Consider the following 12937-nt stretch of genomic DNA (forward strand, 5'->3'; position numbering starts at 1 on the left):
AATATGTCAAACCAGGTGCAGGCGGATAGTGCAGTTTTACTGCACTTCATTTTAAAACTGCAAGATGGCTCTATTGCCGACTCCACTTACACTCAGGGCAAACCTGCATTATTTCGTTTAGGTGATGGAACCCTTTCTTCACCTTTGGAACAGCAGCTTACTGGGCTAAAAGACGGAGATAAACATACCTTTACTCTGGCGGGTGAGAATGTATTTGGTAAACCAAATCCTGATCTGATCCAATATTTTACGCCGCGTGATTTTGCCGCAACGGGTATTCCTGAAATTGGCACTATAATGTTATTTACGGCAATGAATGGCAGTGAAATGCCGGGCATAGTCAAAGCCGTAACAGAAGAGTCTGTGACGGTTGATTTCAATCACCCGTTAGCTGATCAGAACGTGACGTTTGAAATTGAAGTGGTGGAAATTGATCCACAATTGGAGGAAAACCATGCAGATATTGCTGGCTAACCCCCGCGGTTTTTGTGCTGGTGTTGACCGTGCTATCAGTATTGTAGAACGCGCATTGGAATTATATGGTGCGCCGATCTACGTTCGTCATGAAGTTGTGCATAACCGTTATGTTGTAGATAACCTGCGCAAGCGGGGGGCTATCTTTATTGAAGAAATTTCAGAAGTACCGGATGATGCGATTCTGATTTTTTCGGCACACGGCGTTTCACAGGCTATTCGTGCTGAAGCGCGTTCTCGCAATTTGACCATGTTGTTCGATGCGACTTGTCCTTTAGTGACTAAAGTCCATATGGAGGTAGCAAGAGCCAGCCGCAAGGGAAAAGAAGCTATTCTGATTGGTCATGCTGGACATCCCGAAGTTGAAGGTACAATGGGGCAGTACAACAATGCGGAAGGTGGAATGTATCTGGTTGAATCCCCGGAAGATGTATGGAACTTGACAGTCAAAGATGAAGACAACTTGTGTTTTATGACTCAAACCACGTTATCCGTTGATGATACTTCAGCAGTGATTGATGCACTTAATGCGCGATTCCCAAACATTGTTGGTCCCCGTAAAGATGATATCTGCTATGCGACGACTAACCGCCAGGAAGCGGTACGGGATCTGGCGTCTGACGCCGATGTTGTCTTGGTTGTGGGTTCGAAGAATTCATCTAACTCTAATCGCCTTGCTGAGTTAGCTCAGCGGGTTGGTAAACCTGCTTACCTGATAGATTCTGCTGAGGATATTAAAGAAGAGTGGATTACCGGCATTTCTTTAGTTGGTGTAACCGCGGGCGCTTCGGCACCGGATATTTTAGTTCAGCAAGTTATTGAACGCCTGAAATCTCTTGGGGCTGATTCCGTCCAAGAATTACATGGTAGAGAAGAAAATATTGTATTTGAAGTGCCAAAAGAGTTACGTGTTGAAGTTAAAGAAATTAGATAAATAATCTAAATTATTACTATAAGTACGAGTAAAGCAGTATATTTTCTCTTTATTTAAAACATTCATCTGACTGATCACCGTGTTAAATCACGAAAGAGACTAATTCATCGAGAGGGCTTATGGCTGATACAGATATTCGTGTTGCTATTGTTGGCGCTGGTGGGCGTATGGGACGTCAGTTGATTCAGGCCATATATCAATTAGATGGTGTTGCTCTTGGTGCAGCTTTGGAACGCTCCGGTTCTTCTCTGATTGGCGCAGATGCTGGAGAGTTGGCGGGTATTGGTCATACCGGTGTGACTGTTTGTGATAACCTGAAAAGTATCGTTGATGATTTTGATATCCTTATCGATTTTACCCGCCCGGAAGGCACGTTGACTCATCTTGAAATTTGTCGCCGGAACGGTAAAGCGATAGTGATCGGCACAACTGGCTTTGATGAGGCTGGTAAACAGGCAATTGAAGAGGCTTCTGCTGATATCCCGATTGTATTTGCCGCGAATTTTAGTGTTGGTGTAAATCTGGTGCTTAAATTATTGGAAAAAGCAGCGAAAGTGATGGGCGAGTATAGTGATATCGAAATTATCGAAGCGCATCACCGTCATAAAGTGGATGCACCATCAGGAACAGCTTTAGCAATGGGAGAGTCTATTGCTCATGCTTTGGGGCGGGATCTTAAAGCGTGTGCTGTCTATACCCGTGAAGGTTATACCGGTGAACGTGATCCGAAAAGTATTGGTTTTGCGACTATCCGTGCCGGGGATATCGTGGGGGAGCATACCGCTATGTTTGCCGATATTGGGGAGAGAGTAGAGATAACTCATAAGGCTTCCAGTCGGATGACGTTTGCAAATGGCGCGGTAAAGGCTGCTTTGTGGCTAAGTGGTAAAAATAGTGGTCTTTTTGATATGAAAGATGTACTGAATCTCGATTTACTTTAAAAAGCTATTTTTGTAATTTATTGATATCGCATAATTAAATATTTTATTGTGCGATTTTTAATTTCTTTGTTTAATTCTATTGTTTTTTGGTTTATTTTTTCCATTTTTGTCTTATTTATAACCTTAATTTTCTGCTTTCTTCTCCTTTTAGTGATTATTTTCAGCTTTTCATCTGAAAATCAAATCTTCTATGCTCATTACCATTTTATAAATTAACTTTATTGCTATTTTCAGTCTTATTTCATTGGTCTGTCTGGCGAAGTGTGCAAAAAAATAAGAAAAGTAACATTTTTTGTAGACAACTCTCTCTCTCATCATTAGAATTCGCGCAATTTGCCAAAATTTTGCCTAAAAAGCAGCTTTGGCATTGATTTTGAGGAATAAATCTGAATTAATATGCACTAATTGCGAGTAATTATTCTTTGGAGGGTGTTTTGATTAAGTCAGCTATATTGGTTCTAGAAGATGGAACCCAATTCCACGGTCGTGCCATAGGCGCGGAAGGGGCGGCAGTTGGGGAAGTGGTTTTCAATACCTCGATGACCGGATATCAAGAAATTCTCACAGACCCTTCCTATTCCCGCCAAATTGTCACTCTTACTTATCCCCATATCGGTAATGTCGGTGTTAACTCAGTCGATAAAGAATCACTAAAAGTACAGGCCCAAGGGCTAGTGATTCGTGATCTACCACTGTTGACCAGTAACTTCCGCTGCGAAGAAACGCTTTCCGATTACCTTAAACGTCATAATATTGTTGCGATAGCAGATATCGATACCCGTAAGCTGACGCGTTTGTTAAGAGAAAAGGGTTCACAGAATGGTTGTATTATAGCAGGTAAACAGATTGACGCTCAGGTTGCATTGGAAAAAGCGCAAGCGTTTCCGGGGCTGGAGGGGATGGATTTAGCAAAAGAGGTGACAACTAAACAGATTTATCCGTGGTTACAGGGGAGCTGGAAGCTGGCGGAGGGATTACCTGAAGATAAGCAAGAACAGGATCTGCCTTATCATGTTGTTGCTTATGACTTTGGTGCAAAACGTAATATCTTGCGAATGCTGGTGGATCGTGGCTGCCGCCTGACAGTTGTTCCTGCTCAGACATCGGCGGAAGATGTACTGAAACTGAATCCAGATGGTATTTTCTTGTCCAATGGGCCGGGAGATCCGGCACCTTGTGGTTATGCAATCGATGCAGTCAAAACCCTGCTTGAGACAGAAATTCCGATCTTTGGTATCTGCCTTGGACACCAATTGTTGGCATTAGCCAGTGGCGCTGAAACTATGAAAATGAAATTCGGCCATCATGGTGGTAACCATCCGGTGAAAGATCTTGAATGTAATGTTGTCATGATTACTGCACAAAACCACGGTTTTGCTGTGGATGAAAAATCACTGCCGTCAAATCTGCGCATTACTCATAAATCTCTGTTTGACGGCACGTTGCAAGGGATCCATCGTACCGATAAACCTGCATTCAGCTTCCAGGGACACCCAGAAGCTAGCCCCGGTCCACATGAGACTGCATCGTTATTTGATCACTTTATTGAACTCATTGAGCAGTATTGTCAGAAAAATAATCGTCATAACACCAAGTAACCAGGAGAACATAAAATGGCAAAACGTACTGATATTAAAAGTATCCTGATCCTGGGAGCGGGTCCAATTGTTATTGGTCAGGCTTGTGAATTCGACTATTCAGGAGCACAAGCTTGTAAAGCGTTACGGGAAGAAGGTTATCGTGTCGTTTTGGTGAACTCGAACCCTGCTACCATTATGACTGATCCAGAAATGGCCGATGCCACTTATATTGAGCCGATCCACTGGGAAGTGGTACGTAAAATCATTGAAAAAGAGCGTCCCGATGCGATTCTGCCAACAATGGGCGGACAAACTGCACTCAACTGTGCGCTAGAACTGGAGCGTCAAGGAGTACTGGAAGAGTTTGGCGTTACCATGATTGGCGCTACCGCCGATGCGATTGACAAAGCGGAAGATCGCCACCGTTTCGATATAGCAATGAAAAAAATTGGCTTGGAAACTCCGCGTTCTGGTATCGCCCATTCAATGGAAGAAGCGCTGGCAGTTGCTGATCAAGTCGGTTTTCCTTGTATTATCCGTCCTTCCTTTACTATGGGAGGAAGCGGTGGTGGTATTGCCTATAACCGCGAAGAATTCGAGGAAATTTGTGAGCGTGGCCTGGATCTTTCACCAACCAACGAACTCTTGATTGATGAATCTCTGATTGGTTGGAAAGAGTATGAAATGGAAGTTGTACGGGATAAAAACGATAACTGCATTATCGTCTGCTCTATTGAAAACTTTGATGCGATGGGGATTCACACCGGTGATTCCATCACGGTCGCCCCGGCGCAAACGCTGACGGATAAAGAGTATCAAATCATGCGTAACGCTTCGATGGCGGTATTGCGTGAAATCGGTGTAGAAACAGGGGGATCTAACGTACAGTTTGCGGTGAACCCGAAAAATGGCCGTTTAGTTATCATCGAAATGAATCCACGCGTTTCTCGCTCTTCTGCGCTGGCTTCGAAAGCGACAGGTTTCCCGATCGCTAAAATTGCCGCTAAATTGGCTGTGGGTTATACCCTTGATGAATTGATGAATGATATCACGGGTGGTCGCACGCCAGCTTCCTTTGAACCTTCTATTGACTACGTAGTGACTAAAATTCCTCGCTTTAATTTCGAGAAATTTGCTGGAGCCAATGATCGTCTGACAACCCAGATGAAATCTGTTGGTGAGGTGATGGCGATTGGTCGTACTCAGCAAGAATCTCTGCAAAAAGCATTGCGTGGTTTGGAAGTGGGGGCAACCGGTTTTGACCCGAAAGTCAGTTTAGATGATCCAGAAGCATTGACTAAAATTCGTCGCGAATTAAAAGATGCAGGTGCTGAGCGTATCTGGTATATCGCGGATGCTTTCCGTGCGGGTATGTCTGTTGATGGTGTTTTTAACCTGACTGATATTGATCGCTGGTTCTTAGTGCAAATTGAAGAACTCGTGCGATTGGAAGAACAAGTAGCAGAGCAGGGTATTAACAGCTTGACGGCTGACTTCCTGCGCTATCTGAAGCGTAAAGGTTTTGCTGATGCACGTCTGGCGAAACTGGTCGGTGTGGCCGAAAAAGAGATCCGCAAACTGCGCCACAAATATAATCTGTATCCGGTTTACAAGCGTGTTGATACCTGTGCGGCAGAATTTGCGACTGATACTGCATACATGTATTCCACTTATGAAGATGAGTGTGAAGCTAATCCGAATAGTGACAAGCCAAAAATCATGGTATTGGGTGGTGGCCCTAATCGTATTGGTCAGGGGATTGAATTCGACTATTGTTGTGTTCATGCGGCTCTGGCACTGCGTGAAGATGGGTATGAAACCATCATGGTGAACTGTAACCCGGAAACCGTTTCAACAGATTACGATACTTCGGACCGTCTCTATTTCGAACCGGTGACTTTGGAAGATGTTCTTGAGATTGTGCGTGTTGAGCAGCCAAAAGGGATGATTGTTCAATATGGTGGGCAGACTCCGCTGAAATTAGCGCGTGAACTGGAAATCGCCGGTGTTCCCATTATTGGTACCAGCCCGGATGCGATTGATCGCGCGGAAGACCGTGAACGTTTCAAACAGGCGGTAAATCGCCTTGGCCTGAAACAACCCGAAAATGCCACAGTGACCACGATAGAACGGGCAGTTGAGAAGGCAAACATTCTCGGTTATCCGCTGGTGGTTCGTCCATCCTATGTTTTGGGTGGTCGTGCGATGGAAATCGTATACGACGAAGTTGACCTGCGTCGTTACTTCCAGACGGCGGTCAATGTCTCTAATGATGCTCCAGTATTGCTTGATTGTTTCCTTGATGATGCAGTGGAAGTGGACGTTGACGCTATTTGTGACGGTGAGCGTGTATTGATCGGCGGCATTATGGAACATATTGAACAGGCAGGTGTGCATTCCGGCGACTCAGCTTGTTCATTGCCTGCTTACACCCTAAGTCAGGAAATCCAGGATGTCATGCGTCAGCAGGTAGAAAAGCTGGCATTTGAATTGGGTGTACGTGGCTTGATGAATGTCCAGTTTGCCGTTAAGAATGACGAAGTTTATCTGATTGAAGTCAATCCGCGTGCGGCTCGTACCGTGCCATTTGTTTCTAAAGCGACCGGTTTACCATTGGCGAAAGTTGCGGCTCGTGTGATGGTTGGTCAATCTCTGGCTGAGCAAGGTGCAACTCAGGAGATCATTCCACCATACTATTCGGTGAAAGAAGTTGTGTTGCCTTTCAACAAATTCCCTGGTGTGGATCCGATTCTTGGGCCTGAAATGCGGTCAACCGGAGAAGTGATGGGGGTTGGGCGTACATTTGCCGAAGCTTTCTCAAAGGCACTATTGGGATGTAACGCCAGAATGCCGCAAAATGGTAGAGCACTGTTGTCCGTGCGTGAAGGTGATAAAGGGCGGGTTGTGGATTTGGCCGCTAAATTGCTGAAACAGGGCTTTGAACTGGATGCGACTCACGGTACTGCGGTTGTGCTAGGTGAAGCGGGGATTAACCCTCGTCTGGTGAATAAAGTTCACGAAGGGCGTCCGCATATTCAGGATAGAACCAAAAATGGTGAATATAGCTATATTGTAAACACGACTGCGGGTCGTCAGGCGATTGAGGATTCCAAACTTATTCGCCGTAGTGCACTGCAATATAAAGTGCATTATGACACCACATTAAATGGTGGATTTGCTACCACAATGGCACTGAGTGCCGATCCAACTGAGCAGGTGATTTCTGTACAGGAAATGCATGCGATGATTAATAGTTAGTCTCTATTCTGATTAATTGAAGTAATAAAAAGTGCGCTCTGTTTAGCGCACTTTTTTATGTTTATTGAAAAATTAAAGAGAAAGAATCACTGTTATTATCCCAGTGCCACTTTGACACCTAATCCAATCAAAACAATGCCTAGTAATTTATCGATAATCTTCTGAGCCTTAGCTAATCCGCGGCGTACCGGTGCACTTTGAATCAATATGACTAATATTGGCCAATAGATGACTGACAATCCCCAGATAATAGAGGCATACCATAATTTTTCACCAACACCAGAATTGACATTTAGCAACTGAGTAAATATTGCCAGGAAGAACAACGTTGCTTTGGGGTTGAGCAAATTACATAAAAACCCCTGCATAAACGCTTTTTTGAAAGTGATAATCTGTCGTGGCTGATTGTCTGGGAGAATGCTATTGCCACCGCGAGAAAGCAAGCTATTGATCCCGATCCAAATAAGATAAGCCGCTCCGGCATATTTCATCAGATTAAATAGCCACGGCGTTGTGGTGATAACAATAGCTAACCCGGCGACACAGTAAGCCATATGACAAGTGATAGCGGCGATTAAGCCCGCAACTGTCATCATGGCGGCAGAACGTTGATAACGTATGGCATTTTTGACTACCAAAAAGAAATCGGGGCCGGGAGAGAGCATACCCAACGTTGAGATAATGATGACGACTAGTGATGTTTCCAGCATAATGTACCCTATGGTTAATATTAGCTTTGTTATTATTTTGATCAATAAATGTCTTAAGTAATAGACCAAGTATAAATTAATCTTTTGTACTTAAGAAAGCGTTGAGCCTATCGACTGGGTACATCCCTTTCCGTATAGTGTCATCAATTTTTATACTATTTGCCTAATAAGGTGGCTTAATGAATATCAGCTTGATCGCTGCTTTAGCTATGGATCGGGTTATCGGCATGGAGAATAAAATGCCGTGGAATCTACCGGGGGATCTCGCCTGGTTTAAACGTAATACATTGAATAAACCCGTTATTATGGGGCGGGTGACTTATGAATCCATAGGTAGCCCGTTACCCGGCCGATTCAATATAGTATTGAGTCGTCAGCCGGGTAATGACGAGCGTGTAACTTGGGTCAGTTCAGTTGATGAAGCACTGGCTGTAGCAGGTGATGCAGAAGAGGTTATGGTCATGGGTGGTGGTAAAGTTTATGACCAATTTATTTCACGAGCGAGTCGTATGTACCTGACTCACATCGATGCAGAAGTGATAGGTGATACGCATTTTCCTGACTATGAACCGGATGAATGGGATTCTGAATTTACTGAGTACCATGATGCCGATGAATTAAATTCTCACAGCTACTGTTTTGAGATTTTACAACGTCGCCTCTAATTGATAGAACACGCCGATGAGCTTTTTTCACGGCGTGTCTGGCTTAATGCTGTTTTACTGCCGGTAACGATGATTGTGTAAAATATTGCTTATCTTCCCAACGCAACATCGTCAGTTGTCCTCCCCAACAACAGCCTGTATCTAATGCATAAAATCTATCGGGTGTTCCCTGGCCTTCCAATGATGCCCAGTGACCAAAAACGATGGCATACTCTGATGGGATCTGCTGTTCCAGTTCAAACCAAGGTCTTAGCGGCGCAGGCGCATTTTCAGGTTTATCTTTGCACAACATGTCTAACTGACCATTTGGAAAACAGTAACGCATACGTGTCAATGCATTAGTACTGAAACGTAAACGTGCCAGCCCAGAGAGTTCTGGTGACCAGTTGTTTGGCATATCCCCATACATGGAATTGAGAAACAGAGGGTAACAGCTACTGTTGAGCATGGTTTCAACTTCTCTGGCGCACATTTTGGTTGTTTCCAAATCCCATTGAGGCGTAATACCGGCATGTGTCATGAGCAGTTTTAGATCATCATCGAACTGTAGTAACGGTTGTTTGCGTAGCCAATTAATTAATTCATCGGCATCTGGTGCAGACAGTAACGTATCAATTTTATCTTTAGGTTTATTACGGCTGATCCCGGCATAAACGCCCAATAAATGGAGATCGTGATTGCCTAATACCATTCTTGCGGCTGAACCTAACTGTTTAACATATCGGAGAACGTTAAGAGAGTCTGGGCCTCGGGCAACTAAATCCCCCGTTAACCACAATGTATCCTTTTTAGGATCAAAATTAGCTTTAGTTAATAAAGCACGTAATTCGCGGTAGCAGCCATGAATATCACCAATGAGATATGTAGACATGATCAATTAATCATCGTTGGGATAGCCAGACGGAAAACCGGAATAGCAACGCGAAATGGCTCGCCATTGTGGTCAACCATTTCATAATGGCCTTCCATCGTACCCAAGGGCGTTTCCAATATCGCACCGCTGGTGTAACGGTATTCGGTACCTGGCTGGATTATGGGTTGCTCACCAACAACACCTTCCCCCTGAACTTCCGTTTGATGGCTGTCGCTGTTGGTAATCAGCCAGTAACGATTAATTAACTGGACCTGTTCGCGCCCAAGATTTCGAATAGTAATTGTATAGGCAAAAACGAAACGCCGTTGATCGGGACACGATTGGCTTTCTACATAAACACTTTGTACCTGAATAGAAACCCTGGGCGTATTAATCATAATTGACTCCTGTTATGACTGCATTTCAGGTTGTTCTGATAGCCAGTTTGCCATTTTACAGTACTGCTCAACAGAAATATTCTCTGCACGAGTACTTGGATCGATACCAAGTTCTGCTAGCTGTTCTACAGTAAAAAGATCACCGAGGCTGTTACGGATAGTTTTACGCCGTTGGTTGAAAGCTTGAGTCGTGATCCTGCTCAGCATACGAATATTCTTGACGGGGTGCGGTATGCTTTTGTGCGGTACCAGACGTACAACGGCTGAATCGACTTTAGGTGCGGGAGTAAACGCGGTTGGCGGTACTTCCAGCACAGGGATAACCTGACAATAATATTGAGCCATGACACTCAAACGCCCGAAAGTTTTACTTCCGGGGCCAGCTACCAGGCGGTTCACCACCTCTTTTTGTAACATAAAATGCATATCAGCAATAGCATCAGTATAGCTGAAAAGGTGGAACATTAACGGCGTGGAGATATTATAAGGTAAATTACCAAAGACGCGTAGCGGCTTCCCCCTTTGCTGAGACAATTCGCCAAAATTAACCGTCATGGCGTCTTGCTGGATGATGGTAAGTTTATCTTTTAATTGTGGATGAACTTGTAGACGTGCGGCTAAATCGCGGTCGAGTTCAACCACGGTCATTTTATCCATGCGTTCGCCAACCGGTTCTGTCAATGCACCAAGACCGGGGCCAATTTCCAACACTGCTTGGCCGGGCTGTGGATTGATAGCGGCAACAATACTATCAATGACAAATTGATCGTTTAAGAAGTTCTGCCCGAAACGTTTACGGGCAAAGTGCCCTTGGTGGACTCTATTATTCATTACTGTTTTGTATCATTTTAATTGCTAAATTCAATGCGGTGATAAAGCTTCCCACATCAGCTTGACCTGTCCCTGCTAGTTCCAGTGCTGTGCCATGATCGACCGAAGTACGGATGAACGGCAGGCCCAATGTAATATTCACTGCTCTGCCAAAACCTTGGTACTTTAACACGGGTAATCCCTGGTCGTGATACATTGAGAGCACGGCGTCTGCATGTTGAAGATATTTAGGTTGAAACAGGGTATCTGCTGGTAAAGGACCTTCCAGCACGATGCCTTCTGCTCTCAGACTGGCTAACACAGGAATAATGACATCGATCTCTTCCCGTCCCATATGGCCGCCTTCTCCCGCATGGGGATTCAGACCGCAAACATAAATACAAGGTTTTGCCAGGCCAAACTTTGTTTTTAAATCATAGTTAAGAATAGTAATCACTTCCCGCAGACTATCGAAAGTGATGGACTTTGGTACATCAACAATGGGTAGATGCGTCGTTGCCAGGGCAACCCGCAGTTCTTCTGTCGCAAGCATCATGACGACTCGCTGGCATCCACTGCGATCGGCAAAGAATTCGGTATGGCCGATAAAAGGCACGCCGGCATCATTGATATTCCCTTTATGAACGGGTCCTGTGACTAATGCTGAAAATTCTCCGTTTAAACAACCGTCACAAGCTTGTGCCAGTGTTTCGGTGACATATCTACCGTTTTCTCGATTCAATACGCCAGCGATTGCGGGTACATGAAGAGGAACTGGCAGTATTGTCAATGTCCCGGCAGCTTGTGGTTCGGGGATTTTGTCAGCAGAATATTCTTGTAGTTGCAAAGGTAAGTTAAGTTGTCTGGCTCTGTCGAGAAGCAGGTTGGGGTCTGCGCAAGCGACCAATTGCATTGGCCAACTTTGTTGAGCAAGAGCCACTGTTAAATCAGGCCCAACCCCGGCAGGCTCGCCGGGGGTAATAACAATTGGTTTATTGATAATAATCGGTTTATTGTTGTGCATCGCTGCCATCTAAAATTTTCACATAAGCTGAGGCGCGTTGTTCCTGCATCCAGCTTTGTGCTTCTTCGGTGAATTTACGGTTGAATAACATACGGTAAGCACGATCTTTCTGAGCGACATCTGTTTTATCAACTTTGCGAGTGTCCAGCAGTTGGATCAGATGCCAACCAAAAGATGAGTGAACTGGCTGGCTGATTTCACCTTTGTTCAGTCGCATTAATGCGTCACGGAAAGCAGGATCGTAGATATCAGGAGCAGTCCAGCCGAGATCACCACCACGCAAGGCGGAGCCTGGATCGTCTGAAAACTCTTTGGCGGCATCGGCAAAATCAGTTTTTCCACTGCGAATATCACTGGCGATTTGCTGCAACTTGGTGCGCGCTTGATCATCGGTCATGACAGGGGAAGTTCTCAATAGAATATGGCGGGCATGAACTTCAGTGACAGCGATGGTTGGATTACCGCCCCGGATATCATTAACTTTGAGAATATGGAAACCAACACCGGAACGGATTGGGCCAACAACGGCGCCTTTCTGAGCTAATTGCAGTTGTTCAGCAAACAGAGTTGGTAACTCCTGAAGCCTACTCCAACCCATATTACCGCCTTTCAGCGCTTGTGGATCGGCAGAATAGGCGATAGCCAATTTACCGAAATCAACACCATGTTTAAGTTCAGACATAATTTTCTGCACTACCGTCATGGCTTTTTCCATCTGTGCCTGATCAGGATTTTCTGGCAATGGGATCAGAATGTGGCTGATATTCAGTTCAGTATCGTTAGTATTCTGGTTGCTAATTTGTTTAACTAAGGCGTCGATCTCTTGAGGCAAAATGGTGACACGACGGCGGACTTCATTATTGCGCACTTCTGCTATCAGCATCTCTTTACGGATCTGATCACGGTAAGTATCGAAACTCATTCCGTCAGCAGTAATGCGCTGTTTCATTTGATCCACTGTGATGTGGTTCTGGGCTGCAATATTGGCAATTGTAGAATCCAATGCTTGATCAGGAATGGTGATCCCCATCTGTTTTGCCATTTGTAGCAGGATATTATCTATAATCAGACGCTCAAGGATCTGATGACGTAGTGTTTGTTCATCCGGTATTTGCTGGCCGGCATGTTGCGCATCCAGTTTGACAGATTGTAAACGGTTATTGATGTCGCTCTCCAGTACCACCCCGTTATTAACAACCGCAGCAATTTTATCCATTTGCTGAGGTGCCGCGAAGGCAGTACTCACTGAAAACATCAATCCGAAAATGAGCGTTCTCCAGTTCTTCATAC

The 12937-nt window shown here is 44.7% G+C and carries 12 protein-coding genes; 6 read left to right on the forward strand and 6 right to left on the reverse strand.

The features are described from left to right. Positions 1-3 precede the first annotated feature (3 nt). The 5 genes from fkpB (at position 4) to carB (ending at position 7187) form a co-directional block, all read left to right on the forward strand. On the forward strand, positions 4-474 hold the full coding sequence (fkpB, locus tag SLS51_RS13305; RefSeq protein ID WP_011144972.1) for an FKBP-type peptidyl-prolyl cis-trans isomerase: 471 nt from the start codon (positions 4-6) through the stop codon (positions 472-474). Beyond that, a complete protein-coding gene (ispH, locus tag SLS51_RS13310) occupies positions 455-1408 on the forward strand; it encodes a 4-hydroxy-3-methylbut-2-enyl diphosphate reductase (RefSeq protein WP_323839163.1) in 954 nt (317 codons plus the stop codon). The genes fkpB and ispH overlap by 20 nt, the downstream gene beginning before the upstream one ends. A gap of 119 nt (positions 1409-1527) precedes the next feature. Next, the gene (gene dapB / locus SLS51_RS13315) at positions 1528-2349 is read left to right on the forward strand and encodes a 4-hydroxy-tetrahydrodipicolinate reductase (RefSeq protein WP_323839165.1); all 822 of its coding nucleotides are present in this window, start codon (positions 1528-1530) and stop codon (positions 2347-2349) included. A 434-nt stretch (positions 2350-2783) separates the two neighbouring features. Further along, the gene (gene carA / locus SLS51_RS13320; RefSeq protein WP_323839168.1) at positions 2784-3947 is read left to right on the forward strand and encodes a glutamine-hydrolyzing carbamoyl-phosphate synthase small subunit; all 1164 of its coding nucleotides are present in this window, start codon (positions 2784-2786) and stop codon (positions 3945-3947) included. Between the two features lie 15 nt (positions 3948-3962). Beyond that, positions 3963-7187, forward strand: coding sequence for a carbamoyl-phosphate synthase large subunit (gene carB, locus SLS51_RS13325; protein ID WP_323839170.1), 3225 nt, complete (start codon positions 3963-3965; stop codon positions 7185-7187). 95 nt (positions 7188-7282) lie between these two features. Here carB and SLS51_RS13330 read toward each other — a convergent pair whose 3' ends face one another. Further along, positions 7283-7897 (reverse strand): LysE family translocator, encoded by a 615-nt coding sequence (locus SLS51_RS13330; protein ID WP_011144982.1) that lies wholly within the window; start codon positions 7895-7897, stop codon positions 7283-7285. A 179-nt stretch (positions 7898-8076) separates the two neighbouring features. On the opposite strand from SLS51_RS13330, the gene folA reads away from it, so the two are divergent. Further along, positions 8077-8562, forward strand: a complete 486-nt coding sequence (folA, locus tag SLS51_RS13335; RefSeq protein WP_323839173.1) for a type 3 dihydrofolate reductase — start codon at positions 8077-8079, stop codon at positions 8560-8562. 43 nt (positions 8563-8605) lie between these two features. On the opposite strand, the gene apaH is transcribed toward folA, so the two are convergent. The 5 genes from apaH to surA are packed head-to-tail and all read right to left on the reverse strand — an operon-like array spanning position 8606 to position 12935. After that, positions 8606-9433, reverse strand: coding sequence for a bis(5'-nucleosyl)-tetraphosphatase (symmetrical) ApaH (gene apaH, locus SLS51_RS13340; RefSeq protein ID WP_323839175.1), 828 nt, complete (start codon positions 9431-9433; stop codon positions 8606-8608). A 2-nt stretch (positions 9434-9435) separates the two neighbouring features. After that, positions 9436-9813, reverse strand: coding sequence for a Co2+/Mg2+ efflux facilitator ApaG/CorD (gene apaG / locus SLS51_RS13345; RefSeq protein ID WP_323839177.1), 378 nt, complete (start codon positions 9811-9813; stop codon positions 9436-9438). Between the two features lie 12 nt (positions 9814-9825). Beyond that, positions 9826-10644, reverse strand: coding sequence for a 16S rRNA (adenine(1518)-N(6)/adenine(1519)-N(6))-dimethyltransferase RsmA (rsmA, locus tag SLS51_RS13350; RefSeq protein WP_323839178.1), 819 nt, complete (start codon positions 10642-10644; stop codon positions 9826-9828). Continuing rightward, on the reverse strand, positions 10637-11656 hold the full coding sequence (gene pdxA, locus SLS51_RS13355; RefSeq protein ID WP_323839180.1) for a 4-hydroxythreonine-4-phosphate dehydrogenase PdxA: 1020 nt from the start codon (positions 11654-11656) through the stop codon (positions 10637-10639). The genes rsmA and pdxA overlap by 8 nt, the downstream gene beginning before the upstream one ends. Continuing rightward, a complete protein-coding gene (gene surA, locus SLS51_RS13360) occupies positions 11634-12935 on the reverse strand; it encodes a peptidylprolyl isomerase SurA (RefSeq protein WP_323839182.1) in 1302 nt (433 codons plus the stop codon). The genes pdxA and surA overlap by 23 nt, the downstream gene beginning before the upstream one ends. Positions 12936-12937 lie beyond the last annotated feature (2 nt).

The sequence above is a fragment of the Photorhabdus africana genome (assembly GCF_035181445.1).
GTDB classification, from domain to species: domain Bacteria; phylum Pseudomonadota; class Gammaproteobacteria; order Enterobacterales; family Enterobacteriaceae; genus Photorhabdus; species Photorhabdus laumondii.

What these genes read in the sequence shown, in the direction of transcription:
- fkpB (WP_011144972.1), top strand. Translation starts at nt 4, where the DNA reads ATGTCAAACCAGGTGCAGGCGGATAGTGCAGTTTTACTGCACTTCATT.
- surA (WP_323839182.1), bottom strand. Translation starts at nt 12,935, where the DNA reads ATGAAGAACTGGAGAACGCTCATTTTCGGATTGATGTTTTCAGTGAGT.
- folA (WP_323839173.1), top strand. Translation starts at nt 8,077, where the DNA reads ATGAATATCAGCTTGATCGCTGCTTTAGCTATGGATCGGGTTATCGGC.
- apaH (WP_323839175.1), bottom strand. Translation starts at nt 9,433, where the DNA reads ATGTCTACATATCTCATTGGTGATATTCATGGCTGCTACCGCGAATTA.
- apaG (WP_323839177.1), bottom strand. Translation starts at nt 9,813, where the DNA reads ATGATTAATACGCCCAGGGTTTCTATTCAGGTACAAAGTGTTTATGTA.
- pdxA (WP_323839180.1), bottom strand. Translation starts at nt 11,656, where the DNA reads ATGGCAGCGATGCACAACAATAAACCGATTATTATCAATAAACCAATT.
- rsmA (WP_323839178.1), bottom strand. Translation starts at nt 10,644, where the DNA reads ATGAATAATAGAGTCCACCAAGGGCACTTTGCCCGTAAACGTTTCGGG.
- SLS51_RS13330 (WP_011144982.1), bottom strand. Translation starts at nt 7,897, where the DNA reads ATGCTGGAAACATCACTAGTCGTCATCATTATCTCAACGTTGGGTATG.
- ispH (WP_323839163.1), top strand. Translation starts at nt 455, where the DNA reads ATGCAGATATTGCTGGCTAACCCCCGCGGTTTTTGTGCTGGTGTTGAC.
- dapB (WP_323839165.1), top strand. Translation starts at nt 1,528, where the DNA reads ATGGCTGATACAGATATTCGTGTTGCTATTGTTGGCGCTGGTGGGCGT.
- carB (WP_323839170.1), top strand. Translation starts at nt 3,963, where the DNA reads ATGGCAAAACGTACTGATATTAAAAGTATCCTGATCCTGGGAGCGGGT.